The organism is Flexivirga endophytica, from assembly GCF_014640635.1.
GTDB classification, from domain to species: Bacteria; Actinomycetota; Actinomycetes; order Actinomycetales; family Dermatophilaceae; genus Flexivirga; species Flexivirga endophytica.
Window position 1 is genome coordinate 303,138 of record NZ_BMHI01000003.1, and the last position, 26,343, is coordinate 329,480.

The 26,343-nt window shown below is 66.8% G+C and carries 25 protein-coding genes and 2 tRNA genes; 13 read left to right on the forward strand and 14 right to left on the reverse strand.

Annotated features, from left to right (window positions below):
* Nucleotides 1-47 precede the first annotated feature (47 nt).
* A complete protein-coding gene (locus IEX71_RS10050) occupies nucleotides 48-206 on the forward strand; it encodes a hypothetical protein (protein ID WP_188836876.1) in 159 nt (52 codons plus the stop codon).
* Here IEX71_RS10050 and tadA read toward each other — a convergent pair.
* Nucleotides 190-672 carry a tRNA adenosine(34) deaminase TadA gene (gene tadA, locus IEX71_RS10055; protein ID WP_308420967.1) on the reverse strand — a complete coding sequence of 161 codons (483 nt, stop codon included), beginning with the start codon at nucleotides 670-672 and terminating at the stop codon, nucleotides 190-192. The two genes, IEX71_RS10050 and tadA, sit on opposite strands and share 17 nt — an antisense overlap.
* Nucleotides 673-688: 16 nt before the next feature.
* On the opposite strand from tadA, the gene upp reads away from it, so the two are divergent.
* The gene (upp, locus tag IEX71_RS10060; RefSeq protein ID WP_188836877.1) at nucleotides 689-1,327 is read left to right on the forward strand and encodes a uracil phosphoribosyltransferase; all 639 of its coding nucleotides are present in this window, start codon (nucleotides 689-691) and stop codon (nucleotides 1,325-1,327) included.
* 1 nt (nucleotide 1,328) lies between these two features.
* Here upp and IEX71_RS10065 read toward each other — a convergent pair whose 3' ends face one another.
* The 3 genes from IEX71_RS10065 to IEX71_RS10075 all read right to left on the reverse strand — a co-directional run bounded on the left by IEX71_RS10065 (nucleotide 1,329) and on the right by IEX71_RS10075 (nucleotide 4,118).
* Nucleotides 1,329-2,579 (reverse strand): MFS transporter, encoded by a 1,251-nt coding sequence (locus tag IEX71_RS10065; protein ID WP_188836878.1) that lies wholly within the window; start codon nucleotides 2,577-2,579, stop codon nucleotides 1,329-1,331.
* Nucleotides 2,576-3,142, reverse strand: a complete 567-nt coding sequence (locus IEX71_RS10070; protein ID WP_188836879.1) for an ArsR/SmtB family transcription factor — start codon at nucleotides 3,140-3,142, stop codon at nucleotides 2,576-2,578. Before IEX71_RS10070 ends, IEX71_RS10065 begins: the two co-directional genes overlap by 4 nt.
* Nucleotides 3,143-3,212: 70 nt before the next feature.
* A complete protein-coding gene (locus tag IEX71_RS10075) occupies nucleotides 3,213-4,118 on the reverse strand; it encodes a small ribosomal subunit Rsm22 family protein (RefSeq protein WP_229749631.1) in 906 nt (301 codons plus the stop codon).
* 306 nt (nucleotides 4,119-4,424) lie between these two features.
* Between IEX71_RS10075 and IEX71_RS10080 the strand changes: the two genes are divergently transcribed.
* The 9 genes from IEX71_RS10080 (at nucleotide 4,425) to IEX71_RS10120 (ending at nucleotide 12,251) form a co-directional block, all read left to right on the forward strand.
* A complete protein-coding gene (locus IEX71_RS10080; protein WP_188836880.1) occupies nucleotides 4,425-4,598 on the forward strand; it encodes a hypothetical protein in 174 nt (57 codons plus the stop codon).
* An 11-nt stretch (nucleotides 4,599-4,609) separates the two neighbouring features.
* Complete coding sequence (locus IEX71_RS10085) at nucleotides 4,610-5,431, forward strand: PH domain-containing protein (protein WP_188836881.1); 822 nt, start codon at nucleotides 4,610-4,612, stop codon at nucleotides 5,429-5,431.
* 98 nt (nucleotides 5,432-5,529) lie between these two features.
* The gene (gene def / locus IEX71_RS10090) at nucleotides 5,530-6,105 is read left to right on the forward strand and encodes a peptide deformylase (protein ID WP_188836882.1); all 576 of its coding nucleotides are present in this window, start codon (nucleotides 5,530-5,532) and stop codon (nucleotides 6,103-6,105) included.
* Between the two features lie 130 nt (nucleotides 6,106-6,235).
* Complete coding sequence (locus IEX71_RS10095) at nucleotides 6,236-7,105, forward strand: SMP-30/gluconolactonase/LRE family protein (RefSeq protein WP_188836883.1); 870 nt, start codon at nucleotides 6,236-6,238, stop codon at nucleotides 7,103-7,105.
* 85 nt (nucleotides 7,106-7,190) lie between these two features.
* Nucleotides 7,191-7,263, forward strand: a tRNA-Arg gene (locus tag IEX71_RS10100).
* A 104-nt stretch (nucleotides 7,264-7,367) separates the two neighbouring features.
* Nucleotides 7,368-7,763: a (deoxy)nucleoside triphosphate pyrophosphohydrolase gene (locus IEX71_RS10105; RefSeq protein ID WP_188836884.1), complete on the forward strand. Its 396-nt coding sequence runs from the start codon at nucleotides 7,368-7,370 to the stop codon at nucleotides 7,761-7,763.
* A gap of 7 nt (nucleotides 7,764-7,770) precedes the next feature.
* Complete coding sequence (locus tag IEX71_RS10110; RefSeq protein WP_188836885.1) at nucleotides 7,771-10,671, forward strand: DEAD/DEAH box helicase; 2,901 nt, start codon at nucleotides 7,771-7,773, stop codon at nucleotides 10,669-10,671.
* Between the two features lie 78 nt (nucleotides 10,672-10,749).
* Nucleotides 10,750-11,262, forward strand: a complete 513-nt coding sequence (locus IEX71_RS10115; RefSeq protein WP_188836886.1) for a GNAT family N-acetyltransferase — start codon at nucleotides 10,750-10,752, stop codon at nucleotides 11,260-11,262.
* Between the two features lie 140 nt (nucleotides 11,263-11,402).
* Nucleotides 11,403-12,251, forward strand: a complete 849-nt coding sequence (locus tag IEX71_RS10120; RefSeq protein ID WP_188836887.1) for a hypothetical protein — start codon at nucleotides 11,403-11,405, stop codon at nucleotides 12,249-12,251.
* 1 nt (nucleotide 12,252) lies between these two features.
* Here the strand turns inward: IEX71_RS10120 and IEX71_RS10125 are convergent, their stop codons facing one another.
* The 9 genes from IEX71_RS10125 to IEX71_RS10165 all read right to left on the reverse strand — a co-directional run bounded on the left by IEX71_RS10125 (nucleotide 12,253) and on the right by IEX71_RS10165 (nucleotide 23,598).
* Nucleotides 12,253-13,665 (reverse strand): rhamnulokinase, encoded by a 1,413-nt coding sequence (locus IEX71_RS10125; protein WP_188836888.1) that lies wholly within the window; start codon nucleotides 13,663-13,665, stop codon nucleotides 12,253-12,255.
* A gap of 1 nt (nucleotide 13,666) precedes the next feature.
* Nucleotides 13,667-15,697, reverse strand: a complete 2,031-nt coding sequence (locus IEX71_RS10130; protein WP_188836889.1) for a bifunctional aldolase/short-chain dehydrogenase — start codon at nucleotides 15,695-15,697, stop codon at nucleotides 13,667-13,669.
* Nucleotides 15,697-16,863, reverse strand: coding sequence for an L-rhamnose isomerase (gene rhaI / locus IEX71_RS10135; RefSeq protein ID WP_188836890.1), 1,167 nt, complete (start codon nucleotides 16,861-16,863; stop codon nucleotides 15,697-15,699). The genes IEX71_RS10130 and rhaI overlap by 1 nt, the downstream gene beginning before the upstream one ends.
* A 60-nt stretch (nucleotides 16,864-16,923) precedes the next feature.
* Complete coding sequence (locus tag IEX71_RS10140) at nucleotides 16,924-18,372, reverse strand: L-fucose/L-arabinose isomerase family protein (RefSeq protein WP_188836891.1); 1,449 nt, start codon at nucleotides 18,370-18,372, stop codon at nucleotides 16,924-16,926.
* Nucleotides 18,369-18,743 (reverse strand): L-rhamnose mutarotase, encoded by a 375-nt coding sequence (locus IEX71_RS10145; RefSeq protein ID WP_188836892.1) that lies wholly within the window; start codon nucleotides 18,741-18,743, stop codon nucleotides 18,369-18,371. Before IEX71_RS10145 ends, IEX71_RS10140 begins: the two co-directional genes overlap by 4 nt.
* Nucleotides 18,744-18,746: 3 nt before the next feature.
* Nucleotides 18,747-19,835 (reverse strand): substrate-binding domain-containing protein, encoded by a 1,089-nt coding sequence (locus tag IEX71_RS10150; RefSeq protein WP_188836893.1) that lies wholly within the window; start codon nucleotides 19,833-19,835, stop codon nucleotides 18,747-18,749.
* Between the two features lie 80 nt (nucleotides 19,836-19,915).
* Nucleotides 19,916-20,968: an ABC transporter permease gene (locus tag IEX71_RS10155; RefSeq protein ID WP_229749632.1), complete on the reverse strand. Its 1,053-nt coding sequence runs from the start codon at nucleotides 20,966-20,968 to the stop codon at nucleotides 19,916-19,918.
* Nucleotides 20,958-22,010, reverse strand: coding sequence for an ABC transporter permease (locus IEX71_RS10160; protein ID WP_188836894.1), 1,053 nt, complete (start codon nucleotides 22,008-22,010; stop codon nucleotides 20,958-20,960). The genes IEX71_RS10155 and IEX71_RS10160 overlap by 11 nt, the downstream gene beginning before the upstream one ends.
* Nucleotides 22,011-22,077: 67 nt before the next feature.
* The gene (locus IEX71_RS10165) at nucleotides 22,078-23,598 is read right to left on the reverse strand and encodes a sugar ABC transporter ATP-binding protein (RefSeq protein ID WP_188836895.1); all 1,521 of its coding nucleotides are present in this window, start codon (nucleotides 23,596-23,598) and stop codon (nucleotides 22,078-22,080) included.
* Between the two features lie 222 nt (nucleotides 23,599-23,820).
* Between IEX71_RS10165 and IEX71_RS10170 the strand changes: the two genes are divergently transcribed.
* Together IEX71_RS10170 and IEX71_RS10175 are read left to right on the forward strand one after the other, a co-directional pair.
* Nucleotides 23,821-24,837 carry a LacI family DNA-binding transcriptional regulator gene (locus IEX71_RS10170; protein ID WP_188836896.1) on the forward strand — a complete coding sequence of 339 codons (1,017 nt, stop codon included), beginning with the start codon at nucleotides 23,821-23,823 and terminating at the stop codon, nucleotides 24,835-24,837.
* Nucleotides 24,838-24,936: 99 nt separating this feature from the next.
* Nucleotides 24,937-25,848, forward strand: a complete 912-nt coding sequence (locus tag IEX71_RS10175) for a glutaminase (RefSeq protein WP_188836897.1) — start codon at nucleotides 24,937-24,939, stop codon at nucleotides 25,846-25,848.
* 264 nt (nucleotides 25,849-26,112) lie between these two features.
* Here IEX71_RS10175 and IEX71_RS10180 read toward each other — a convergent pair.
* Nucleotides 26,113-26,199: transfer RNA gene (locus tag IEX71_RS10180), tRNA-Ser, on the reverse strand.
* Nucleotides 26,200-26,343: the final 144 nt, after the last annotated feature.

Below are 26,343 nucleotides of genomic sequence, written 5' to 3' on the forward strand. Positions count from 1 at the left end.
GGTCCTGTGCGAGACTTGCCGTAACCACTGATCAAGGAGCACCCACCATGAGCGACTGGCCAACCTCGGCGAAGGTCATCGTCGTCCTGCTCGTCCTCCTGATCGTGGTGCCCGCGATCTTCAAGCTGCTCTGGCTCGCCATCACCGCGGCCGTCGTGCTCGGCATCGGCTATGTGGCGATGCAGGCGATCAATCGGAAGCGCTGAGCTTCTTCCGACGGGCGCGGAAGAAGTCGGTGAGCAACTGCGCGCACTCCTGCTCCCGTATGCCGCCGACGGCGTCGACCTTGTGCGGACTCGTGTTGTCCGCGATGACGTCCCACGCGCTACCACACGCGCCGGCCTTCGGGTCCCACGCGCCGAAGACGACGTGCGAGATGCGTGACTGCATGATCGCGCCCGCACACATCAGGCACGGTTCCAACGTCACGACCATCGTGCAGCCGTCCAGGCGGTAGTGCCCGAAGGTCTCAGCTGCGGACCGGATCGCCACGATCTCGGCGTGCGCAAGTGGGTCGCTGTCCGCGACACGCCGGTTCGGCGCCGCGCCCACGAGCGCCCCGTCGACGTCCAGGACGACCGCGCCCACCGGCACGTCGTCCGTGGCGAGCGCCATACCTGCTTGGCGCAACGCGAGGGACATCCATTCGGAATGAGGATCTGACGTGGACACGACTAGAGTTTGCGGCATGCGTGTCGAGCTGGCCAAGCACCCCCTCATCGCCCACAAGCTGACCTACCTGCGTGACAAGCGCACGGACAGCCCGACGTTCCGGCGCCTCGCCGAGGAGCTGGTGACGTTGCTGGCCTACGAGGCGACGCGTGACGTCCGGGTGGAGCCGTTCGACATCGAGACCCCGGTGGGTCCGACCACCGGTATCAAGCTGTCCTCCCCCAAGCCGCTCGTGGTGCCGATCCTGCGTGCCGGCCTCGGCATGCTGGAGGGCATGGTGCGCCTCCTGCCGAGCGCCGAGGTCGGCTTCCTGGGCATGCAACGCAACGAGGAGACCCTCGAGGCGATCACCTACGCCAACCGATTGCCCGACGACCTCTCCGGCCGGCAGTGCTACGTGCTCGACCCGATGCTCGCGACCGGCGGCACCCTGGCGATGGCGATCCGCTACCTGGCCGAGCGCGGCGCCGACGACATCACGGCCGTCACTCTTCTCTCGGCGCCCGAAGGCATCGCGGCGATCGAGAAGGAGATCGCCGATCTGGACATCCCGGTCCGGCTCGTGACCGGCGCCATCGACGAGCGGCTCAACGACCAGGGCTACATCGTGCCGGGCCTCGGTGACGCCGGCGACCGCCTCTACGGCGTCGTCTGAGCTAGGCCGCCTTGACGACGGTCGGCTCGTCGTCATCGACCCTGCCGAGCCGGCGGATCGACGGGACCATCAACGTGGCCAGCACGATCGCGATGTAGGTGCAGCCGGCCCCGATCAGCAGTTTCTCGACATCGATGGTGCTCGCGAGCCATCCGAAGGTCAGGCTGCCGACCGGTATGGCGACGAACGATCCCAACATGTCGTAGCTCGAGACCCTGGACAGCACGTCGCTCGGGATGCGCTCCATCATCGCGACCGTCCAGCCCGTGCTGAAGACCTGCGTGCCCATGCCGCTCACGAATGCGACCGCCATCATCGGCACCGTCGCCGGATGAATCCCTAACAGCAGCACGGGTATGGCGAAACAGAACATGCCCAGCATCCCGGCGCGGAGCGGTCGTCGGAGCCGCCAGCGCAGCAGGATCGTGGACATGACGAGCATGCCGACAGCCTCGGCGCCGACGACGAAACCCCAGCCCCGGATGCCCAGTGCGTCGTTGTTCTTCGCGATGACCGGACCGACGACGACCCACGCTCCGATGTGTATGGCGTTCAGCACGCCGAACGCCGCGACGACGACCCAGAGCCAGGTCCGCGAGGTGAATTCGCCCCATCCGTCACGTAATTCGGTGAGCATCGATGTCCGCGCGCCGGTCTTGCGCGGCGGCAGCGCGACCTTGGTCAGCATGGCCGCCGCGACCAGGAAGGTCAGGCCGTCGATCGCCAGCGCCAGCGCGGGACCGGTGACGACCACCAGTGTCGTGCCGATGATCGGGCCGATGAACGTCGCGCCGTTGCGGACGAAGGACATCAGCGAATCCGCCTGCTGCAGCTGTGATTTCGGCACCAATTGGGGGATCAGTCCCTGCTGTGCAGGCATCGAGAATGCACTGACCCCACCGGACAGCGCGGCGAGCACGATCATCGAGCCGATCGTTGCCCACTCCCACTCCAGCGACACGGCCATCATCAGCTGGATCACGGCCATCGCCAGATAGCAGGTCTGCATGACCGCGCGGCGTGGCAGCCGGTCGGCGATGACGCCACCGAAGAGCAAGCAGAGCACGTTGGCGGTCAACTGTGCGGCCAGCACGATGCCGAGCGACTCCGACGAGTTGTCGATGTGCAGCACCGCGAAGGCGATGGTCACCGGCGTCATCATGCTGCCGACGATGTTGACCGACCGGGACAGGAAGAACCAGCGGAAGTCCTTGCCGCGCAACACTTCCAGCGTGAGCGTCCGGTCGCTCATCGCGCAGCGTCCGACTCGTCGCGGTCGTCATGCATCCGGAAGAGCTCGGCCTGGAAGTTCACATGGACTGATCCGGGGGCATGCGGCCGCAGCGCCTCTTCGTGCACCAGCCGAGACGCTTCTTTCACGAGTTGCATCGTTTTGCGCCAGGTTTCCGGCGTGAGCCAGACTTCGGCATCCGCACTGAGGGCTTGGCCGTCGATCCGTTGCGCCGACCTGCGGACGAGCTCCTGATGGAGCACGTCGATATACGGGCGCCACTCGTCGGGATCTGCTGATCTCGCCGGCCGCGACTCCTCGGTGCTCCTGCCGGTCCCCTCCGAATAGCGATACCGGTACTTCTTCGCCTGGCCGCCACGCACCGACTCCGTCGCTGCCACTTCGACCTGGCCGGCCTTGGCCAATGTTCGCAGGTGGTAGCTCGCGTTCGCCTGGGTGATGTCCAACTCGCGAGCCAGTTCGGCCGCACTCATCGGCGCACCGGTGAGCATCGACATCATCCGCAGGCGGACGGGGTGCGCCGATGCCCGCAGTTCGCTGAGCGCCTCATCCTCCAAAGACATGTTTGGAAGTATGCCGCGCGCGACCACGGACTGTCAAAGAGTTATTTGGGGGTGGTTGGCGGAGCCACGGCTACCAGGCGTCCCCCCAGCGCACGTCCCGTGCATCCTTGTATGCCGCCCCTTGCCGCTTCGTCACCACTTCGCGACTCGCGGTCCCATCGGGCCGACACAACTGCAGCTCGACCAGGCCCTTGCGCTTGCCCGGATGGCGAAGCACGCGCGCCGGACGGTCCGAAACCTCCGGTGCGCCGACCCCGCCCGGCACCGCCACGACATACGAGAACTTCTCGTCCTCGTGCCCGAGCTCTCCGCCCTTGAGCTGCCGGTGCATCGAGGACCGCTCGACCCGGGCGCTGAAATGACACCAATCCGGCTGCCGCACAGGGCAATCCAGCTGGTGCGGGCACGGCGCGACGAGCTGCCATCCCGCGTCCAGCAGCGCCTGCCGCGCCATCAGGATCCGCCCGTGACCGCTCGGCGTGCCCGGCTCGATGATGGCGACTGCCCGATGCGCGGCGCCGAGAGCGGCCTTCACAAGCTCCGACTGCGCAGCCTGGTCGAGCTCGGACAACACGTAGGAGATCGTCACCAGATCGGCCGCCGGTATCGCCGAACCCGCTTGCCAGCGGGTGAAATCGACGCCTCCCGGTTCTGCGGCGTGCAGCGCCCGGCCGAGTTGCAGCGCCGCCACCACCTGGTCGAGCACGGTGACGCTCGCGTCCGGCCACTGATCCCGAGCTGCCCACGCGGCGGCACCGGTGCCGCCACCGATATCGGTCACGGTCGTAATGTCCGGAAGATGAAAAGCGCTCCGCCGCAACATGTTCGAGCAGGCAGCGAGGGTGGCAGGCATGCGGTAGAGCGCGTAGGCGAGCACGTCGGTGGCGCCCGCCAGGATCGGCGTCTTCGCCGCGCCACCCTCGCGATAGCGGCCGATCAGCCGCTCGACGGAGGCAGCGAGCGGGCCACGCGGCACGCCCGCTGCCGCAGCATCCAGCGCGTCGCGCAGCCGGAGGTCGACGGGTCGTGCGGGTCGTGCAGAGGCGGAAATGGTGTGACCTCACGAGGGCGTTGGTTCGGAAGAAGCACACGCGGGCGGCGCGGAACGGCTCACATCGTAGCCACCGCGCGGCCTTCGGACGCAGTAACGTGGATCGCCGCGGGCGTCATACGACACACCCGATGCAACGAAAAGTCCCAGTCACAATCGTCACATCTGTCACAATCAGAGTCAGACACGTGCGCCCACCGCGCGCTGAGCCCCACGAATGCCGGAGGAATGATGGCCCTGGACAAGGTCCGCAAGGTCGTTATCTGGCTGGTCGTCGCCTTCATCGCCTACGCGATCTTCACGTCGCCGGACCGCTCTGCCGACATCGTGCACAACATCTGGTCGATCCTGAGCAACGGTGTGGACCAGATCGGCAAGTTCTTCGACAAGATCCTGAACAGCTAGGCCGGCGGGCGATGGATCGGGTCGATCCACGCGCCGAGTCGGCGATGGCGCGATTCCTGCTGGACGACGAGACGCTCGTCATCGCGCAGCGGCAGCACTGGGCCGCGGTGGCACAGCCCGTGGCGATGGCGGTCAGCGGATTCTTCCTTGCCCTGCTCGCCGGATTCAGCGCACCTGCCAGCTACGGCGTGCTGACCGATCTCGCCTGGAAGCTGTGGTTCGTGCTGCTGGCGTATGCCGCCATACGACTGCTGATGTGGCGGTTCGACTGGTTCGTCGCGACCGACAAGCGACTGCTGATGATGTATGGCGTCATCAAGCGACGCGTGGCCATGATGCCGCTGGCCAAGGTCACCGACATGTCCTTCAACCGGACCCTGGTCGGCCAGGCGCTCGGCTACGGGCAGTTCGTCCTGGAGAGCGCCGGCCGTGAGCAGGCGCTGCGCCGGATCGACTTCATCCGCGACGCGAAGGGGACCTACCTGGCGATCGTCGGGGAGATCTTCGGTGAGGACGACCCCGACGCCGAATCGCCGGACGGCGAGCGTGACTCCGGGCACGAGGACGACACCGACCCGTTCCTGCACCTGCAGCTCGCCGGCAGCCGCACGGCCGCCCAGTTCGAGGACGACCCGACGAACCTGCCGGTCCGGCCCATCGGCAACTTCCTGCCACGCCCGGAACGTCAGCGTCGCAGCGGCCTGCGCGAGCGCGTCCTGCGCAAGGCGAAGGACGAGCCACCACCCGCGCCCTTCGGCCACGAGGGTGACGTCGGTTGGGAACGCGAGGAACCACCCCCGCGCCGCAGACCACGCGACCTCAGCGACGACTGACCTCTCACCGACTCCGGTGCAGTGCCCGACCCTGTCCTCCGGATAACCTTCGGGGTCGAGTCAGTGCGTCATATCGCCCGCCGCAGGAGTTGAGGAACATGGCAGTCCGTCCGATTACCGTCATCGGGCACAAGGCGTTGCACCAGCCGACCAAGCGGGTCAAGGAGATCACCCCGGAGGTCCGCACGCTGGTGCAGGACATGTTCGACACCCTCGACGCCGCCAAGGGCGCCGGCCTGGCCGCCAACCAGGTCGGAGTGCGGCTGCGCATCTTCGTCTACGACTGCGCCGACGAGTCCGGTGTCGACCAGCGCGGCGTAGTCATCAATCCCAAGCTGGAGAAGGGCTCCGTGCCGCCCGGTGACCCGTCGCCGGACGAAGGTGCCGAAGGCTGCCTGTCCGTGCCGGGCGAATGGTTCCCGACGCCCCGCTCGTCCTGGGCCCGCGTCACCGGACTCGACCTGGACGGCAACGAGGTCGTCGTCGAAGCCACCGGCGGCACGCTGGCCCGCTGCCTGCAGCACGAGACCGATCACCTGGACGGGAAGCTGTATGTCGAGCGGCTGACTCCGACATACCGCGGCAAGGCCCGTGAGGCGATGAAGGCCCGCGGCTGGGAGGCGGCGCACATCACCAAGTGGGACCCGCTGACGCAAGAGGCCGAGAAGGTCTGATCCTTCAGCCCGGCGCGCAAGGCTGACGGTCCGATTCGCCGCTGACGGTCCGATGCGACCGTCAGCCGTCAATCCGGCCGTCAGGGTCACCGTTCGACGCCACACCGCAGACCACCCATAGGCTGGCCCCATGCGAGCCGAACCCATCGCCAAGCCCCACGCATTCCACGCCGAAGGACCCGTCTGGTGGCCCGAGTGGTCCCTCGAGGGTCCCGGCGAGCTGCGCTACGTCGACATGATGGCCGGCGACGTGCTGATCGCCCGTGGTGACGATGTCGAGCGGATCCATGTCGGCAAGGTGGCCGCCGCCATGCGCCCCCGCGGCCCGGGCGGTGCGGTCATCGCGCTGGAGCGGGGCTTCGCGCTGGCCGCGAGCAACGACCTGTCCGATCTGCAGGTCATGCAACCGGTCTGGGACGACCCGTCGGTCCGCTTCAACGACGGCGGCTGCGACCCGATGGGCAACTTCTACTGCGGCACGATGGCCTACGACCAGCACGAGGGCGCCGGCTCGCTCTACCTGCTCACTGCCGAAGGTATGGCGTCACCGGTGCTGCACGACCTGACGATCTCCAACGGCATCGGCTGGTCCCCCGATGGCACGACGGCATACCTGAACGACACCCCGACGCGCACGATCTGGGCATTCGACTGGGAGCCGGAGACCGGCCTGACCGAGCGTCGCCCGTGGGTCACGCTGCCCGACGATCTGGACGGCAGCCCCGACGGCCTCTGGGTCGACCAGGAGGGCGGCGTCTGGGTGGCGCTGTATGGCGGCTCGGCCGTGCACCGCTACGTCAAGCGCGCGCTCACCGAGGTCGTCGAGGTGCCCGGTGTCACCAACGTCACGGCGTGCACCTTCGGTGGGGACCAACTGCAGACGCTCTACATCACCACCACGAAGGAGAATGTCCCGAAGGGCGAACAACCGCTCGCCGGAGCGGTTTTCGCCGTCGAGCCCGGCGTCGGCGGACTGCCGGTGCTGCCCTTCGGCGCGTGACAGCGGGCCGATCCGATACCGATTTCACACCTGGGCACCCGCTCGGGTAGAGTGTCTCAGCGTTGCGCAGGAGACTGCGCCGCACGCACCCGTAGCTCAACGGATAGAGCATCTGACTACGGATCAGAAGGTTTGGGGTTCGAATCCCTACGGGTGCACGTACTGAGTTGAGACGGTGCAGGACCCCGGTCGACGGATGCGTCGGCCGGGGTTTTCTCTGCCCTAAACTGCCGACACAGCACCGCTTCAGGGGAAGGCAGCCATGGCCAGGCAGATCGACGTCGTCGGGGCCGTGCTGACGCGCGACACCACCGTGCTGGCGGCGCAGCGCGGACCGTCGATGGCGCTCGCCGGCCACTGGGAGTTCCCGGGCGGCAAGATCGAACCCGGCGAGTCGCCGCAAGAAGCCCTGGTCCGAGAGCTCCGGGAAGAACTGCTGTGCGACATCGTCGTCGGCGAACACGTCGAGACGACGTCGCACGAATACGACTTCGGCGTCGTCACGCTCACAACGTTCTTCGCGACGCTGGAGTCGGGCGAGCCGCGTGCGACCGAGCACTCCGAGCTCCGCTGGATTCCGGTCCAGGACCTGCAAGGCGTCGAGTGGGCGCCCGCCGATGTCCCCGCGGTCAAGCACGTCATACGAGCGCTGCAGTAGGCGCACGATGGATCCAGCCGTCGGACAGATCCGGCTCGACAACACGTTCGGTTTCCTCGACCGGACGGCCGGCACCGACCAGCTCTTCCACCCGCTGCTGGTGTCCAACCGCGACGACAACACCATGGCTCGCGCCATTCGTGCGGAGTTGCGGCGGTCCCGCAGCTTCACCTTCTCGGTCGCGTTCGTGACGCCCAACGCGGTCGCACTGCTGAAGCAGGCGCTGCTCGACTTCCCGGGACAGGGCACGATCATCACGTCGACCTACCAGGGCTTCAACTCACCGGCCGCGTTCCGTGAACTGCTCAATCTGCCGGGCGTGCGCGTGCTGGTCCATCCGTCGGGGCAGGCAGGGTTCCACGCCAAGGGCTACGTCTTCGACCAGGACGCGAGCACCACTGCCATCGTTGGCAGCTCGAATCTCACGAGCCAGGCGCTGCTGAAGAACCACGAGTGGAACCTGCGCTTCTCCGCGCTGCCGGACGGCGACATCGTCGAGCAACTCGATCGCGCGGTCGCAGCGCAGGTTGCCGAGTCGACCCCGCTCACCCACCGGTGGATCGACGCGTATACAGAGACCTGGCACCCGCCGGCAACACGTCACTTCCTGGAGCCGGACCCCGAGCCACTCGCCTCGACAACGGGCGTCGTCCCGAACCGCATGCAGGCTGATGCGCTCGCCGAGATCGAGCAGTTGCGCCGCCGCGGGGAGCGACGCGGCATCGTGGTGTCGGCCACCGGCACCGGCAAGACGATCCTCGCGGCGCTCGATGTGCGCGCGGCGGCCCCGGAGCGGATGCTCTTCGTGGTGCACCGGGAGCAGATCCTTGACCGCGCCATACAGGACTTCCAGCGGGTGCTCGGCGCTCCGGCAGCGGACTTCGGCAAGCTGGCCGGTCCCTCTCGTGAACCTGATCGCAAGTACGTGTTCGCGACAGTGCAATCACTCACCCGGCCGGCCACGCTCGCGCAGATCGCGTCCGACGCGTTCGACTACGTGCTGGTCGATGAGGTCCACCGGGCCGGGGCCGATTCCTACCGGCGACTGATCGACCATTTGAGCCCGTCTTTCTTGTTGGGCGTGACCGCAACCCCCGAACGCACCGACGGATTCAACGTTTTCGAGCTCTTCGACTTCAACCTGGCCTACGAGATCCGATTGCAGCAGGCGCTTGAGGACGACATGCTCGCGCCGTTCCACTACTACGGGGTGACCGACTTCCAGCAGAATGGCCGCGCCGTCAACGACGCGTCCCAGCTCGGCTTCCTGGTCTCGACCGGGCGGGTGGACCACCTGGTCCAGACCCTCGAGACGTACGGCCACGTGGGTGTGCCGGTGCGTGGCCTGATGTTCTGCAGCCGCACCGACGAAGCTCACGAGTTGTCGCAGCGACTCAACGAACGCCTCGTACACGGCCGCCGCCTCCGCACCGAGGTGCTGACCGGCAAAGACCTGGTCGCCCGCCGTGAGGCTGTCGTGGCTGAGCTCGAGAACGGCGGGCTCGACTACATCCTCACCGTGGACGTCTTCAACGAGGGCATCGACATACCCACCGTCAATCAGGTGGTGCTGCTGCGCCAGACCGAGTCGAGCATCATCTTCACCCAACAGTTGGGCCGCGGGCTGCGCAAGGCCGCCGGCAAGGACTACCTGGTCGTCATCGACTTCGTCGGCAACTACTCGAACAACTACCTGATCCCGATCGCGCTCTTCGGTGACAACTCCCTGAACAAGGACTCGATCCGTCGCAGGATGATCGACGCGCAAGAGGCCGGAGCCATCTCCGGGCTGTCCAGTGTGAACTTCGACACGGTCTCTCGCGAGCGGGTTTTCGCCTCCCTTGCCGCGACGAAGCTCGACAGCGTCCAAAACCTCAAACGGACGATCGGCGAGCTGGCACGGCGACTCGGACGAACACCGAGACTGCTGGACTTCGCGCGGTTCGACGCTGCGGATCCCGTCGTCGTCGCCGGCAAGCGGGACAACTACTGGAAACTGCTGTGGCTACTGAAACGCTCAGAGGACCCACCCGGCTCCGCGGCGGATGCACTGCTGAGCTTTCTGTCGATCGAGCTGCTCAACGGTAAACGACCGCACGAATTACTGTTGCTGCGAACGCTTCTCAGCACTCACACCGGTGTCGACCGCACAACACTCCGGGCCTTCTTCGAACGTGAGGGTTGCTCTGCCGACGACGGGACCATCGAATCGGTGCTGCGGGTGCTCTCACTCGCGTTCTTCACCGCGGCCGAGCGTCAGAAGTATGGCGAACCGCCGCTCTCGATCTCTGAGCGTCGCGTCGAGCTCAATCCGGCGATCCGCGAACTGCTGCGCCATAACGCCAGACTCACCGAGCACGTGGACGACGTCATCGAGACCGGTCTGTTCCTGGCTCGGCACCGCTATCGCTGGACCGGCTCTCTCGAAGTCGGAAAGCGCTACTCGCGCAAGGACGTCTGCCGCCTGCTCAACTGGACCAAGAACGAGCAGAGCACGATGTACGGCTACAAGGTCGACCTGACCTCTCATTCGTGCCCGATCTTCATCACATATCACAAGCACGAGAAGGTGTCGGCGAGCACGGCATACGGTGACGCGTTCATCAACGAGTCGGCGCTGCACTGGTTCACCCGCAGTCGGCGGACTCTGCGCAGCGCTGAGGTGCGGGCCATCGTCGACAATGAGTTGCCGCTGCATCTCTTCGCGAAGAAGGACGACGCCGAGGGCACCGACTTCTACTACCTGGGTCGCGCGCGATCGTCGAACGCCGAGCAGCAGACGATGCCCGGCGGCGAAGGTAAGGTGCTGGACGTAGTCACCATGACCCTCGGTATGCAGTCACCAATCGAACGAAGCCTGTACGAGTACCTGATCTCCGAGGGCGTCGACCCCTCGCAGGCCGACTGATTCCGTTCCTTCCCAGGCGATCCGACCAGTGAGCTGGTGCGAAACACGGCTGTAATGCGGCGGCGATATCGTCGCGGGATGACCACCTGGACCGGCGTGGTGAGAGCCGGCGACGAGAGTGACCTCGAAGAACTCACCCGGATCTACAACCACTATGTCGTGCACACGCCGATCACGTTCGACATCGAGCCCTTCACGACCGCGCAGCGACGCCCGTGGCTGGATGCACACCCGGTGCAGGGCCCGCACCGGCTGCTGGTGGCCGAGAAGGACGGCCGGTTGCTCGGTTACGCCACGAGTAGTCCGTTCCGCCCGAAGCCGGCCTACGCGACGTCCGTGGAGACAACGGTCTATCTGGCACCCGAGGAAACCGGTCGTGGCGTCGGCAGCATCCTTTACGCCGCGCTGCTCAAGACATTGCGCGCAGCAGGCGTGCACCAGGCGGTTGCGGGGGTCGCGCTGCCGAACGAGGCGTCGCAACGACTGCATCTTCGCTGCGGTTTCCAGCCGGTCGGGGTGTTCGAGGAGATCGGCCACAAGTTCGGCCGGTTCTGGGACGTCGCCTGGTTCCAGCAGCGGCTCGCGGACTGACGAGTCTCGGTCGGCTGTCAGCGTTCTCCCGACTTTCCCACGGGTTGCTCACATTCGGCTCATCCGGAGCTGGCTGGGGGCATACGCTGTGCCCGCCCCGGGCGAACTCGGCGCACACTTCACACCCAGGGGGAGCCACCGTGAGGGCACCGAGGATCAGGCACGGACATCGTTGGACCGTGCAGGCGCTGGCGCTCTTGATCGGGCTCTTCCTGCTCGGTGCAACCGCGCAGAGTGCGACGGCCGCGACCGGCGCCCCGACGCCGGCCCCGGCCGCAAGCACGACCGCGCAGGCCGTCACGGCGGTCGCGCCGACCGGCAAGACCATCGGGTGCGGTGGCATCGACAATCTGTTCACCATCCCGCGAGTGACCGGCGTGCAATACCTGGTCAACGGCGATGTGCTGCCCCCGAACGACTACCTGGTGTCCGACTACAGCACGGATGGCTCCGTGCTCGTAACCGCCCGCGCGGCAACCGGATTCACGTTGGCGGGCAAGACCTCCTGGTCTCTGACAATCGCTGCACCCGAGTGCACACCGCCGACCGTGACACCCAAGTGCGGCGGCTTCACGGTGACCAACCGGGCGTCATACGCGATCGGCTTCTCATGGGGCGCTCACGGCTCCCCGGTGAGCGACGGCTATTACCCGACGATCGCGCCGGGTGCCACGAAGACGGTCACGACCAAACGCTCCGCACTCGATTACTCCTACGCACCCGCCGACGACGGCATGGAGTTCAGCATCAGCCAGCTCACGGTGCCGCAGAACTGCGCCGCACCGACACCGACCACAACTGCTCCGGTGGTCCCGCCGACGTCCACCGCAACGGCGCCCGCCGGCACGAACACGACCGGCCCGGCCATCATCACCGACGGTCCGGCCGACGGCGGACATCTGAACGGGCTGCTGCTCTCCGGTGGCCTCGCGTGCGCACTGGGTGCCGCGCTCACCGGTGTCGGCCTGCGGCGGCGACTGACCCGCTGACCTAGCGACGGTCGCGCGGGTCGTACCGACGCAACAGACCGGTGTCCACGTGCTGCCGCAACTCCGCCAGCCCACCTCGTATGGCGCCATCGGCGCGTGCTTGCACCAGCACGTTGCCCAGCGCCGTCGCTTCCACCGGTCCGGCGATCACAGGTAGCTCGCACCGGTCCGCGGTCAACTGACACAGGAGCGAGTTCTGCGCGCCGCCGCCGACGAGGTGAACCACATCGATCCGCTTGCCGGACAACGTCGCTGCCTGCCGGACGGTCCGGTGATAGGACTCCGCGAGACTGTCCAGGAGGCACCGCACGAGCTGGACCGGCTGCTCCGGCACAGGCTGCCCGGCGCGTTGGCACTCCTCGCGGATCAGGTGCGGCATGTCCCCCGGACGCAGGAACGCCTCGGAGTCCACGTCGACCACCGGTCCGGCCGGCAACTGCGCAGCACCTTCGAGCAGTGTCGGCAGGTCCTGCGGGTGACCGTCCTCCTGCCACTGCCGCAAGCACTCCTGCAGCAGCCACAACCCCATCACATTGCGCAGGAAGCGGACCGTGCCGTCGACACCGAGTTCGTTGGAAAAATTGGCTTTTCGCGCTTCTTCGGTCCGGACCGGTTCGGGCAGCTCGACGCCGACCAGCGACCAAGTGCCGCAGGAGATGAACGCGAAGTCGGGTGTCTGCGCCGGCACTCCGACCACTGCCGATGCGGTGTCGTGCGATCCCACCCGAACCACCGGGACTCCTTCCTGACCGGTCCCCTCCGCGGTCACCGGGCCGGCGGCACTGCCCGGCTGCACGATCGGTGGGAACAGGTCAGTGGGTAGCCCGAGGGTCGTGAAAACCGCTGTGGCCCAGTCATTTCGTCGTTGGTCGAGCAGTCCGGTCGTCGACGCGTTGGTCAACTCCGAGCCCAAGGATCCGGTGAGCCGGTGCACGATGAGGTCGGGGATGAGCAACGCGTGCCGGGCCGACGCCAGCGCGGACGAGTGCCTGGCGGCATACAGCTGGTAGATGGTGTTGATCGGCATCCGCTGTATGCCGGTCACCCCGAAAAGCCGCTCCCGTGCCACGAGTGAGTCGACCTCCTCGGGCACTCCGACCGTCCGGTCGTCCCGATAATGCACCGGGTTGCCGAGCAGCTGGCCGTGTCCGTCCAGCAAGGCGTAGTCCACGGCCCACGAGTCGACTCCGATAGAGGCCAATTCACCGTCATACGAACGCAACCCGTCCTGGACAGCACTCCACAGCGCGACAATGTCCCACTGCAGCACGCCGTCGACGCGGATCGGAGTGTTGTCGAAGCGGCACACCTCGCGCAGCCGGGCCGGCGCACCACCATCGAACTCGCCGACGATGATCCGCCCGGAGGAAGCACCGAGGTCGACAGCGGCATACGAGCGCCGGGCAGCACCCATGTCAGCGCAGGAACGCAGCGGCCACACCGGAGTCGACCGGTATGTGTGCTCCGGTGGTGCGCGACAGGTCGCCGCCGGTGAGTGCGAAGACTGCGTCGGCGATGTGCTCCGGCAGGACTTCCTTCTTCAGCAGCGTCCGACCCGCGTAGAACGCGCCCAGCTCATCCTCCTTGACGCCATAGACCGCGGCACGGTTGGCGCCCCAGCCGCCGGCGAAGATGCCCGAACCACGCACGACCCCATCGGGATTGACGCCGTTGACCCGCACCCCGATGTCACCGAGTTCGGCGGCGAGCAGCCGCACCTGATGCGACTGGTCGGCCTTGGCAGCGCCATACGCGATGTTGTTCGGGCCTGCGACGACGCCGTTCTTGCTGGAGATGTAGACCAGATCGCCGCCCATCCCCTGCTCGGCCATCACGCGAGCCGCCGCGCGTGCCACCAGGAACGAGCCCCTGGCCATGACTCCGTGCTGGAGGTCCCAGTCGTCAATTGTGGTCTCCACCAACGATTTCGAGACTGACAGCCCGGCGTTGTTGACGACCAGGTCGACACCGCCGAAGGCGAGCACCGCCGACTCGAAGGCCGCCGTGATCTGGTCCTCCTGCGTGACGTCGACCGTCACCGGAATGGCGACGTCAGCGGTTCCGATGTCGGACGCCACGTCGATGGCCGCCTGTGCGTCGCGGTCGGCGACGACGACGCAGGCGCCCTCGGCGGCCAGCCGGTGAGCGATCGCTCTGCCGATCCCCGAGCCAGCGCCGGTCACCAGCGCGACCCGGGTGGCCAACGGCTTCGAAGCGGGCATCCGCGCCAGCTTCGCCTCCTCCAGCGCCCAGTATTCGATCCTGAATTTCTCCGCCTCGTCGATCGGCCGGTAGGTCGAGATCGCTTCGGCACCGCGCATCACATTGATCGCGTTGACGTAGAACTCTCCAGCGACGCGCGCCGTCTGCTTGTTCCTGCCGAAGCTGAACATCCCGACACCGGGCACGAGCACGATCGCCGGGTCCGCGCCACGCATCGGCGGCGAGTCGGCCGTGGCGTGCGCGTCGTAGTAGGCCGCGTAGTCCTGTCGATACTGCGCGTGCAGCTCGCGCAGTCGGCCGATCGTGTCATCGGGTGAAGCGCTCGGTGGCAGGTCGAGCACCATCGGACGCACCTTGGTCCGCAGGAAGTGGTCGGGGCAGGAGGTGCCCAGCGCCGCGAGACGCGGATGCTGCGACGAGGCCAGGAAGTCCAGCACGACCTCGCTGTCGGTGAAATGACCGACCTGCGGCTGATCGGTGGAGGCGAGACCACGGATGATCGGCGCCAAGGCCGCGGCGCGGGTATGACGCTGTGCCTCCGGCAGCGGTTCGTTCGCGGCGAGGCGCTCCCCCAGAGGCAGGTCCTTGCCGTGTGTCGCGATGAAGCTCTCGGCGGTGCGGATGATCTCGAGCGAATTACGCTCGCATTCCTCGCTGTTCGCACCCCACGCAGTGATGCCGTGGCCACCCAGCACGCAGCCGATCGCCTGTGGGTTCTCTCGTGCGACCTGGGCGATGTCCAGCCCCAGCTGGAAACCGGGCCGTCGCCACGGGACCCACACGACCCGATCGCCGAAGCATTCCCTGGTCAACGCCTCCCCATCGACAGCGGTCGCGAGCGCTATGCCGGAGTCCGGGTGCAAGTGGTCCACGTGTGCCGCCTGCACCAGGCCGTGCATCGCCGTGTCGATCGACGGTGCGGCTCCGCCCTTCCCGTGCAGGCAGTAGTCGAACGCCGCCACCATCTCGTCCTCGCGGTCCACTCCGGGATAGACGTTGGCCAGTGCTCGCAGCCGATCCAGCCGCAGTGCGGCGAGTCCCGACCCCTGCAGCGTGCCGAGGTCACCGCCGGATCCCTTGACCCAGATCACGTCCACCTCACCCGCGGTCACCGGGTCCACCGCACGTCCCTTGGCGGAGGTGTTCCCGCCGGCGAAGTTGGTGTTGCGCGGGTCGGAGCCGAGTCGGTTGGACCGAGCGATCAGGTCTTCAACGGTGCCCATCAGGCGCCCCACCCCGCTTGAGCCCCGCCGACCCGATCAGCGGCGATGCGCTCGCCATACCCCGAGGCGGCATACGCAGCCATGGGATCGGCCTGCAAGCCAAGCTCCTCGCGCAACGCGGCCAGCATCGGCCGCACATCGGTGTTGAAGGCGTCCATCAGGATGCCGTTGGCCGCGAGCACGTCACCGGTGCGTTGCGCCTCGTCGAGCGCGGTCAGGTCGACGGCCATCGCCTTGGCGGTCGCCTCCTGCACGTTCATCACCGAACGGATCTCACCTGGGATCTTCGGCTCGATGTTGTGGCACTGGTCGAGCATGAAGGCGACCTCGCTGTCGGTGTCGAAGCCACCACCGCAGCGCACCTCGAAGAGGATCCGGAACAGCTGGAACGGATCAGCCGCACCGACTATCAGGTCGTCGTCGGCATAGAAGCGGGAGTTGAAGTCGAAGGAGCCGAGCTTCCCCAGCCGCAGCAACGACGCAACGATGAACTCGATGTTGGTGCCGGGCGCATGGTGTCCCGTGTCGACGCACACCTTCGCCCGGTCACCGAGCGCTACACAGTGGGTGAGCGCCGTGCCCCAGTCGGGGACGTCGGTGGAGTAGAACGCCGGCTCGAAGAGCTTGTACTCCAGGATCAACCGCTGGTCACCGGTGAGCCGTTCGTAAACGGCCGCGAGTGCCTCCGCGAGCCGGTCCTGGCGCGCCCGGATGGAGTCCTGGCCGGGATAGTTGGTCCCGTCGGCGAACCACAGCTTCAGATCGCGGGACCCGGTCTGGTCCATGACATCGACGCAACGCAACAGATGATCCAACGCCTTCCGCCGCACCCGCGGATCCGGGTGCGTCACGCTGCCGAGTCGGTAGTCGTCGTCCTGGAAGACATTGGCGTTGATCGTGCCGAGCCGGATGCCGTGCTCCACCGCGTATGACGCGAGCTTGCCGTAGTCGTCGACCTCGTCCCACGGGATGTGCAACGCGACCGTGCCTGCGGCACCGGTGAATTCGTGCACCGTCGCCGCATCGGCAACCTTCTCGAACGGGTCTCGTGGGACCCCGGGCTGCGCGAACACCTTGAACCGCGTGCCGGAGTTGCCGAACGCCCACGAGGGCAGCTCGATCGATTGCGCGCGCAGCACCGGGCCGGCGGCCTCCAGATCGACCATGACATTGCCTTCTTTCTCTTCGGTATGACGAACGGCACTCGCCTCGTAGCGCGATCCGGCTCAGGGAGCGACCTCGACGAGCTCGATCCCGAGCAGATCGGCGACGTTTCGCAGCTGCGGCAGGATGTCCCCCACTGCGAGCGCCCAGTGATGGCTGATGGCGGTCGCGCTCCACGCGTCGGTCCACACACCCGGATCGCAGCCGAAATCGACACGTGAAGTGGTGTTGCCGATCTGCAACAACGGCCCGGGCACCACTTCACCGCGTGAGGCGACGAATCGGAATGTCCCATCACGCAATTGGGCGATCCCGAAGGTCGTCACCGGGCCGCGGCGCACCTCCAGCTCGACGGAGACGCCCCAACCGCGTTTACCGTGGTAGGTGCCCAGCCCGCGCAGGATCGGTTTGCCCTCGGCGATCGCCAGGTGGGCCGGTCCGTCGTGGCCCATTTCGACAACATCGTCGGAGAAGTTCAGCGCCTGGAACTCGGTGAACGAGCCACCGGCGCCGAGTCGGTCGGTGATCAGCATCGCCAGGGACGTCCGCAACTCGTACTCACCGGCGGCCGGTATGCCGCGGGCGGTCAGCAGAGAGGCGCCCAGGATCATGCCGGCGCCGAGGCGCTCGTGCTGCTCGCCCTCGAGACCGCGGTGATAGTAGGCCAACGAGTCCAGCTCGAAGTCATCGGCAAGTCGGTCGAGGCCGAGAGAAACCCGTGCGGCCCAACGGAAGTCGTCCTCGGCGACGGTGTCCTCGATCGTGAAGAGGTCGCGTGTCAGCGCCATACGCTCATCGACCTGGGGCTCGGTCACCGCAGCCGCACGAACCCGCAGGTCGTCGAACTCCAGCACCTCCACGTGCCCGCCGAGGTTGGCGGTCACCAGCGTGAGGTCCGTCGACACGTCCAGCATTCCGGGGTAGAGATGCCCCATCAACCCGTGTCTGCCGCGCCGCAGGTCACCTCGGATCCCCGCGGCGCGGACCCACCGCTCGATCCGCCCCCACGCACGATCGTCCTCGACGTACCCCGACACGGAGCGGAACGGGATCCCGCACCGCTCAAAGGTGTTCGCCATCTCAGGCAACGGACACGCACCGCAGTAGGCCAACCAGGCACCGGTGTCGAAGCTCGCGTGATCCATCGCCTCCGTCGGCTGCAGGTTGAGCAGCAACACCGGCGCGTCCGACCGTTGGGCCACCGGCACCAGCATGTTCGCCGTCATGTATGTCGTGAGGAACCCGACGATGAGATCGCAGTCGGCAGCCCGCAACCGCTCCGCGGCCGCCGCACCTTCCGGTGGATCGGAGATGAACCCGACGTCCACGACTTCGCAGTCCAGCGCGCTCAGCCGCTCGCTCACGCGCGCGGCCGAGCGTTTCAGCTGTGGCAGCAACTCAGGGAACTGCGGCCAATAGGCGCCGAGACCACCTGCGACCAACCCGATCCTGGTGCGGCGTCGCGGTTTTCGGGCCAGAAGATCGCCGGCGGAACGTTCAGCCGTGGTCATGATGCTCCTTCCAGGTGAGCCAACTGGTCGTCCAGGTTGAAAATGAGATCGAGCACCTCGAAGCCCTCGTCAGCAGGAGTGCCGTCCAACCCGACGAAGAAGCGGGACATCTCGGCCTGCCAGCGACCGTTGACCTCAGTCGTCGCCATGCCTTGTTGCGTCGCCGCCAGGTCGGGCGTCTCGACATACCCGACGATCAGGCCGTCGGCACGCGCGAAGATCGAGTAGGAGCCCCACCCGTTGTCCCGCAACGCACGCAACATCTCAGGCCACACGGTCGCGTGTCGCTCGCGGTAGTCGTCGAGCAGGTCCGGCCGCACCTGCAACACGAAGCAGTGCGGCCTGGACCGCTCTCCCGCCCGGGTCTCCACGACTCAGAACTTGTAGTTGTCGATGTTGCTCTTGTCGAAGACCGTCGGCGGTCCGAGCACCACCGAGGGGCCGACATCGCCGGCGGGAGCCAGCACCTTGTAGGAGCCGAGTGTGCCGGCCTTGAAGGTCGCCCCGGTCTTCATCGTCGCCGTCCCGGACGCGAGTGCGGCTGCGGCATACCCGGCGAGGTAGCCCAGCTTGGAGGGATCCCAGAGCGCGAACTTCTGCACCGTGCCGTCCTTGACGTAGGCCCGCATCTGGGACGGGAGCCCGAGGCCGGTCAGCGCGATCTTCACGTTCTTGTGCGTCGACAGGTACTGCGCCGCCGACGAGATGCCGACGGTGGTCGGCGAGATGATCCCCTTCAGATGCGGGTATGCCGAGATGAGGCCCTTGAGCACGTTGAGCGAGGTCGCCGGGTCATCGTTGCCGTAGACGGTCGTGACCAGCTTCATCTTGGGGTACTTCTTCAATTGCTGCTTCATGTAACCGATCCAGGCGTTCTGGTTCGTCGCGCTCTGCGCTGCCGACAGGATCGCGATCTGGCCGGTCGAGTTGATCTCCTTGGCGAGCAGGTCGACCTCGGTGGTGCCGATCGTCTTGGTGTCCGCCTGGTTGATGAACAGGTGTTGCGGACTGTTCCCGCAGTTGATGTCCGAGTCGAACGACAGGATCTTGATGCCGGCCTTCGCCGCCTGGTTCAGGCTGGGGCACAACGCCTTCGGGTCGTTCGCGGCGATGACGATCGCATCTGCCTTGGCCTGGATCGCGGCCTGCACCGAAGGGATCTGGGCGGCCGCCGTGTCGGTGGTGCCACTGCTGACGACCACCTTTCCGCCGAGCTCCTTCAGCGCCTTCTGGCCGCCCTTGTCCGCGAGCACTTCATACGGGTTCTGGGTGTCCTTGGGGATGAAGTAGACCGTCAGGCCCTTCTTGGCCGCGCCACCGGAAGCCGTCGCCTTTCCGGTGTCGCTGCTGCCTCCGCCCGCTGACTGAGAGGAGCATCCGGCGACCGTGACAAGGGCTGCCACGGCGGTTGCCGCTGTCACGAGGCGCAGGTTGCGCGATCGCTTACTGACCGTGAATTGCATTGTGGATCCTTTCGTCTCGCACGGGTAGAGCACCGTGCTCCCGCCGCAGAGCGGCCTTGTCGTCTTTCACTGCTCACTGCTCATCGGCTACCGCCTCCCACTGCGAGTCGGGAGCGCACACGGGACAGCAGTTCTCGACCGTTGGCCACGATCACGCTGATCAGCAGCAGCAGGCCGGTGATCACCAGCTGCTTCTCGGCTTCCACATGTGTCTGGGTGAGGATCATCTGCAAGGCGCCGAAGATGATCACCGAGAGCAGGACACCGAAGATCGTGCCCTTGCCGCCGAAGATCGAGACGCCGCCGAAGAGCACGATCGCGACGACGTTGAGCTCCAGCCCGGTGCCCGCCGTGTAACTCACCGATGCGTTCTGCAAGGTCAGCAGGACGCCGGCCACCGCGCAGATCAGCCCCGAAACCACGAAGAGACAGAACTTCACCCAAGCCACCCGAACACCGCTGAACGACGCAGCCTCCGGCTGCAACCCGATGGCGTGCAGTGCGCGGCCGAAAGGTGTTGCGTGCAGGACTATTCCGGCGAGCAGCGCCAACACCAGGAAGAGCACTGTCGAGTAGGACAAGGCCCCGCCCGGGATGGACTGCGTGCCGATCTTCGTCATACTGTCCGGGAACTGCGGGTCGCCGACGCCCGGAACGGTGAGTGAGCCGAGCAGGATCTGCGCCACTCCACGGAAGAGCGTCAGCGTGCCGATCGTCACCGCGATCGACGGCAATGCGGTGTAAGCGACGAGGACGCCGTTCAAGGCGCCACCGAGCGCGCCGACGACCAGTGCCGCGATGATCGCGGGCCAGATCCCCCAGCCGTGATGCCACAGGAAACCCATCAGCGAGCCGGCGAGGCCGAGCATCGAGGCGACCGACAGGTCGATCTCACCGGTCATGATGATGAAGGTCATCGGCAGTGCCATCAACGCGATGTAGCCGATGTTGATGCCGGCGTAGAAGATCGTCGACTGGCTGAGGAACGACGACGATTGCGCCGACCCGAAGATGAGCACCGCGATGAGCACGACGACCAGTCCGCCCTCCCACCGCAACGCGTCGCGCCAGCCGATCGACCGTTGCACCGAGTCGGGGCGGCCGGTCGGAGCGGTCTGCACGTCAGATGTCACGATGCGCTCCCTCCGTCTTCCGCAGTTTTCGGGTGACACGCTGGCTCAGCCAGCGGTCAAACGCGATCGCCGCGAGCAGCAACGCTCCAGCGATCGCTTGGTTCCAGGAGGCGCTGATCCGGGCAGCGACCAGCGCGAGATTGATCGTGTTGAGCAGGAGCGCTCCGAGTGCCGCGCCGAACACGGTGCCGCTGCCGCCGAAGATCGCGACCCCACCCACGACGACGGCCGACACGACGGTGAGCTCGTAGCCGGTGCCGGAGTTGTTGTTGACCTGCGCGTACTCCGCGAGGAAGAGCGCCCCGGCCAGCCCGGCGAGAGCACCGCTGATCAGGAATGCGACCAGGACCCGACGGGCTGCGGGTATGCCGGCCAACGTGGCGGCCTGCGGACTGGACCCGATCGCATAGAGCTCACGGCTGCTGCGGAAGGTGCGCATCGCGTAGCCGGCGATCGCCACGATGATTGCGACCACGATGAACAGCCATGGCACCCCGAGAACCGTCTGGTAGCCGATGGCGGTGTAACCGCCGGGTATCGAGCTGGCGTTGATCTGCTTGCCGTCGACGATCACTCCGTCGATCCCGCGGATGGCGTAGAGCATCGCGAGGGTGACGACCAGGCTCGGCACCCGGAACACCACCGTGATCAACCCGTTGATGAGTCCGATGACCGCGCCGATCGCGATCCCGACAACGAAGCCCATCCAGATGTCGATCGCGTCGTGCACGAACAGGTCGCCGACGATGTATGCCGACAGGCCGAGCGTCGAACCGATCGACAGGTCGACGTTGCGCGTGACGATCACCAGGGTCTCGCCGACGGCCATCAACCCGATCAGGGCGCCGCCGTTGAGGATCTGCTGGATGCTGTCCGCGCTCAGGAAGTGCGTGTTCTTCGCCGTCGTCAGGGCGATCAGCACGACGATCGCCAGGGCAAGCCCGATCTCGCGTGCTCGCAGCAGAGCGTCGAGCCGGCCCGCCGCGGTCGCCTGCGTGAGCGCCGGGACCGGCGCTTTGGGTGCGGTCTCGGTGGTCGTCATGCCGTTGCCCTCCTTCGTCGGGCTCCGGCATTGACCCTGTGCTCTTTCGGTCGTTCGCTTCGCTCACTCATGCGGCGTCCCTCCCATGCTGGCCGGTTGCCGCCCGCATGATCGTGGTCTCGTCCGCTTCGTCGCGCGCGAAGTTTCCGGTCACCCGCCCTTCGTGCAGTACGACGACACGGTCGGCCATACCCAGCACCTCGGGTAACTCGGAGGAGATCATCAGCACCGCCATACCGCCCTGCACGAGGGAGTCGATGATGCGGTGCACCTCGGACTTGGTGCCGACGTCGATCCCTCGGGTCGGCTCGTCGATGATCAGCAGTGACGGCTCGCGGGCCAGCCACTTGCCGATGACGACCTTCTGCTGGTTGCCGCCGGACAGGGTGGCAGCCGGATCGCGCAACCGGCCGAACTTCACCTGCAACCGCTCCGCCCACACCTTCGCGAGGCGTTGTTCCGAGGAACGCCGCATGATCCCGCCCCGACGCAGCTTGCGCAGCGAGGCCAGTGCGAAGTTCTGGTCGATGCCCATGTCCATGACCAGGCCCTGTTGCCGACGGTCCTCGGGCACCAGGCCGATGCCGGCGGCCATCGCGGCCAGCGGGCGTCCGGGTTCGAGCCGCTTGCCGTCCACCACGACCTCCCCCTGCGTGCGAGGGTCGATCCCGAAGATCGCGCGGGCCACTTCGCTCCGCCCCGCGCCGACCAGGCCGGCGAGCGCGACGATCTCGCCCGCGCGCACGGTGAAGGACACGTCGTCGAAGACTCCTTCGCGACCGAGGTGCCGGACCTCGAGCACCGGCTCGCCGGGAGTCGTCGCGGTCTTCGGGAACAAGGAGTCGAGGTCACGCCCGACCATCTGATGGATGATCGTGTCGACGTCGGTCTCCTCGATCCGCGCGGACGAGACGAACTTGCCGTCCCGCATGACCGTCACGCGTTGACAGCTGGCGAAGACCTCCTCGAGCCGGTGACTGATGAACATCACCGCTGCTCCGTCGTTCTGCAGTGTTGTCATCACGTCGAACAACCGCTGGACCTCGACGCCGGTCAGCGCAGCGGTCGGCTCGTCCATCACCAGCACCTTCGCCGACAACGACAGTGCCTTGGCGATCTCGACGAGCTGCTGATCGGCCACCGAGAGGCCACGGGCCACCCGCCGGGGATCCAGTGCGACCCCGAGCCGCTTGAAGATGCTGCGGGCCTCCTCGTCCATCCGGGCGCGATCGATGCGGCGCCCCGATCGCAGCGGCTGGCGGCCCATGAAGATGTTCTCCGCGACGGTCAGGTCGGGGAAGAGGGTGGGTTCCTGGTAGATGATCGACACGCCTGCCTCACGGGCGGCCGCGGGACCGTTGAAGACCACGTCTTCGCCGCCGACGGTGAGCGTTCCCCCGTCCGGCTGGTGCACTCCGGCCAGGATGTTCACCAGCGTGGATTTGCCCGCGCCGTTCTCCCCGACCAGGGCGTGCGCCTCTCCGGAGCGAAGTGCGATGCGGCCGTCGACCAAGGCGTGCACGGCGCCGAAACTCTTGCGCGCACCGGCCAGCTCGAGGACCGGCCTGGGTTCATCGGTGGGTGTCATCGAGCGGCTGCCCTTCGTTGTGAAACGATTCACCGTATGACGGACGAATGTAATGTCGGTCACATCGAGTGGTCAAGCACTTTGCAGTAACTCGTCGAGAGCTCAGCGAACCACTGTTGGCGAACAGCAACGTTTTTCATGGGTGGTGCGGCCGCCGCCCGGCAATCGAGCAGGTGGCGGCCACGCTGATACGTTTTAGGCACTCGCGGAGAGGAGTGGTGTATGCCGGACAAGATCAGCGTCGTGGACGTCGCGCGTGAGGCAGGCGTCTCGCTCGGCACCGTGTCCAACGTGCTCAACCGTCCCGAGCGTGTCTCAGCAGCGACCCGCACTCGTGTGCAGGAGGTCATCGAGACCCTTGGATACGTCCGGAACGAGGCCGCGCGACAGCTGCGCTCCGGCTCTAGTCGCACGATCGGCCTGATCGTGCTGGACATCGCGAACCCGTTCTTCACCGACATGGCAAAAGGGGCCGAGGAGATCGCCGAAGCCGAGGGCCTGTCCGTCGTGCTGTGCAACAGCGGTGAGGATCGCACGCGCGAGGCACACCACCTGAGCCTGTTGCGGGAGCAGCGCGCGTTCGGCGTGCTGGTCACGCCGATGGCTGCCAGGACTCCTGCCATCGAGGAGGTACGCCGGAGCGGCACCCCGGTGGTGCTCGTCGACCGCGGATCCGGTCGCGCCCACTGCTCGGTGTCGGTCAACGACCGCGTCGGGGGCGAGCTCGCAGTGTCGCACCTGTTGGCTCTCGGACATGAGCGCATCTGTTTCGTCGGAGGCCCGCGCGCGATCAGACAGGTGAGCGAGCGCCTCGCGGGCGCCCGGGCAGCTTTCGCTGCCGCAGGGCTGAATCGTGATGCGCTGCAGGTGATCTCGACTGCCGGGCTGAATGTGGCGGCCGGTCGTGCCGCTGGGTCCGAGCTGGCAGACCTGAAGGCCGGCAAGCGTCCCACAGCCGTCTTCTGCGCGAACGACCTGCTCGGGCTCGGCATGCTGCAGGAGATGACGCGGCGTCGACTTCGGGTCCCCGACGACCTGGCGATCATCGGGTATGACGACATCGATTTCGCCGAGGCCGCGGCGGTCCCGCTGAGCTCCGTGCGCCAGCCGCGCGCCGAGCTCGGGCGCGCCGCAACCAAGCTCTTGATCGATGAGCGGAACTCACCCGACCATCAACACCGCCAGGTCGTCTTCGAGCCGGAGCTCGTCGTGCGCGCTTCGACCGCCGGATTCGACTGAGTCGGCGGGGTCTTCCAATTCACCGAATCGCTCACTCGCTGACCGGATCCCGACCGCTCGGGTCCGAACGGGCCGGGGCGCTCTGTCATAGTGGCCGCTGTGGACATGGAGCAACTGCTGGCGCAGATCACTCGTGAGATCGAGCCGCAGATCGGCACCGGATCGGTCGCCGACTACATCCCCGCCCTCGCTGCGGTCGACCCGGGGCAGTTCGGCATCGCGGTCGCCCTGCCCAACGGTGAGTGCTACGGCGCCGGTGACTGGACGAAACCCTTTTCACTGCAAAGCATCTCGAAGCTCTTCACGTTGGCGCTGTCGCTCTCGGAGAACGACGAGGACATCTGGTGGCGGGTGGGTCGCGAGCCCTCGGGCAACGCCTTCAACTCGTTGGTGCAGTTGGAGTACGAGAACGGCATACCGCGCAATCCGTTCATCAACGCCGGCGCGCTGGTGGTGACCGATCACCTGGCCGGCGTCGTCGGCGACGCGACGGAGGCGGTCCTGGACTTCCTGCGCACCGAGGCCGCGAACCCCGATATCCGCTGCGACGAGGAAGTTGCCGCGTCCGAGGAGGCCCACGGCGACCGCAACCTCGCGCTCACGCACTTCCTCGCGTCATACGGCAACATCCACGGCGACGTCCGCGACATCGTGCGGCAGTACGTGCGGCATTGCTCGATCGCGATCAATTGCCGCGACCTCGCGCTCGCCGGGCTCTTCCTCGCCCGGCACGGCATCCGCCGCGACGGATCGCGAATGCTGTCGCACAGTCACACCAAGCGGATCAACGCCGTCATGCTCACCTGCGGTACGTATGACGCGGCTGGTGAATTCGCCTATCGCGTCGGCATCCCGAGCAAGAGTGGCGTCGGCGGCGGCATCCTGGCCGTCGTGCCGGAGCGATGCTCCGTCGCGGTGTGGGGCCCGGGCCTTGACCGACGCGGCAACTCGGTCGCCGGCGTCGCGGCGCTGGACCGCTTCACCGCGCTCACCGACTGGTCGGTGTTCTGAGCTCGCCGTCGGGCTGACCGCACAGTCTTCGCCCCGAGCGGTCGAATACCGGCCGGTATTTCGTGGTACTCGCCGGTACTTGACCGTTCGGGGCGTTTTCCGGGGCGTCTGTATGGCGGGTGAGGTGGCACCGCTGGGGAGGGCGTGAGAACCGTCGCGTTCGGGTCCGCTCGTACCTCGCGGACCCCGAGACGCTCCTCCCATCATCCGGCGCCCCCGCGATGCTCCTCGCCCCGGTCGCAAGCTCCCGGGCGAGAGCATCTGCGGAGGGCGTGGGATTCGAACCCACGATGGGCGTAAACCCATAGCGGTTTTCAAGACCGCCGCACTAGGCCACTATGCGAGCCCTCCTTGCCCGCGCGGACAAGCTCGCGAGCGCGCACCATCCTAAGGGGCTGGACGTCCCCGACCAATCGGCAGGCGAACGATCGAGCCGCCGACGGGCTTTTCTCGCGGCCGTCGCCGCGAAGCCACCCACCCGGAGGCACCGCGCAC

Coding starts and splice junctions, on each gene's coding strand:
- IEX71_RS10050 (WP_188836876.1), top strand. CDS start 48: ATGAGCGACTGGCCAACCTCGGCGAAGGTCATCGTCGTCCTGCTCGTC.
- upp (WP_188836877.1), top strand. CDS start 689: ATGCGTGTCGAGCTGGCCAAGCACCCCCTCATCGCCCACAAGCTGACC.
- IEX71_RS10065 (WP_188836878.1), bottom strand. CDS start 2,579: ATGAGCGACCGGACGCTCACGCTGGAAGTGTTGCGCGGCAAGGACTTC.
- IEX71_RS10070 (WP_188836879.1), bottom strand. CDS start 3,142: ATGTCTTTGGAGGATGAGGCGCTCAGCGAACTGCGGGCATCGGCGCAC.
- IEX71_RS10080 (WP_188836880.1), top strand. CDS start 4,425: ATGGCCCTGGACAAGGTCCGCAAGGTCGTTATCTGGCTGGTCGTCGCC.
- IEX71_RS10085 (WP_188836881.1), top strand. CDS start 4,610: ATGGATCGGGTCGATCCACGCGCCGAGTCGGCGATGGCGCGATTCCTG.
- def (WP_188836882.1), top strand. CDS start 5,530: ATGGCAGTCCGTCCGATTACCGTCATCGGGCACAAGGCGTTGCACCAG.
- IEX71_RS10095 (WP_188836883.1), top strand. CDS start 6,236: ATGCGAGCCGAACCCATCGCCAAGCCCCACGCATTCCACGCCGAAGGA.
- IEX71_RS10105 (WP_188836884.1), top strand. CDS start 7,368: ATGGCCAGGCAGATCGACGTCGTCGGGGCCGTGCTGACGCGCGACACC.
- IEX71_RS10110 (WP_188836885.1), top strand. CDS start 7,771: ATGGATCCAGCCGTCGGACAGATCCGGCTCGACAACACGTTCGGTTTC.
- IEX71_RS10115 (WP_188836886.1), top strand. CDS start 10,750: ATGACCACCTGGACCGGCGTGGTGAGAGCCGGCGACGAGAGTGACCTC.
- IEX71_RS10125 (WP_188836888.1), bottom strand. CDS start 13,665: ATGGGTGCTGCCCGGCGCTCGTATGCCGCTGTCGACCTCGGTGCTTCC.
- IEX71_RS10130 (WP_188836889.1), bottom strand. CDS start 15,697: ATGGGCACCGTTGAAGACCTGATCGCTCGGTCCAACCGACTCGGCTCC.
- rhaI (WP_188836890.1), bottom strand. CDS start 16,863: ATGGTCGATCTGGAGGCCGCCGGCCCGGTGCTGCGCGCGCAATCGATC.
- IEX71_RS10140 (WP_188836891.1), bottom strand. CDS start 18,372: ATGACCACGGCTGAACGTTCCGCCGGCGATCTTCTGGCCCGAAAACCG.
- IEX71_RS10150 (WP_188836893.1), bottom strand. CDS start 19,835: ATGCAATTCACGGTCAGTAAGCGATCGCGCAACCTGCGCCTCGTGACA.
- IEX71_RS10160 (WP_188836894.1), bottom strand. CDS start 22,010: ATGACGACCACCGAGACCGCACCCAAAGCGCCGGTCCCGGCGCTCACG.
- IEX71_RS10165 (WP_188836895.1), bottom strand. CDS start 23,598: ATGACACCCACCGATGAACCCAGGCCGGTCCTCGAGCTGGCCGGTGCG.
- IEX71_RS10170 (WP_188836896.1), top strand. CDS start 23,821: ATGCCGGACAAGATCAGCGTCGTGGACGTCGCGCGTGAGGCAGGCGTC.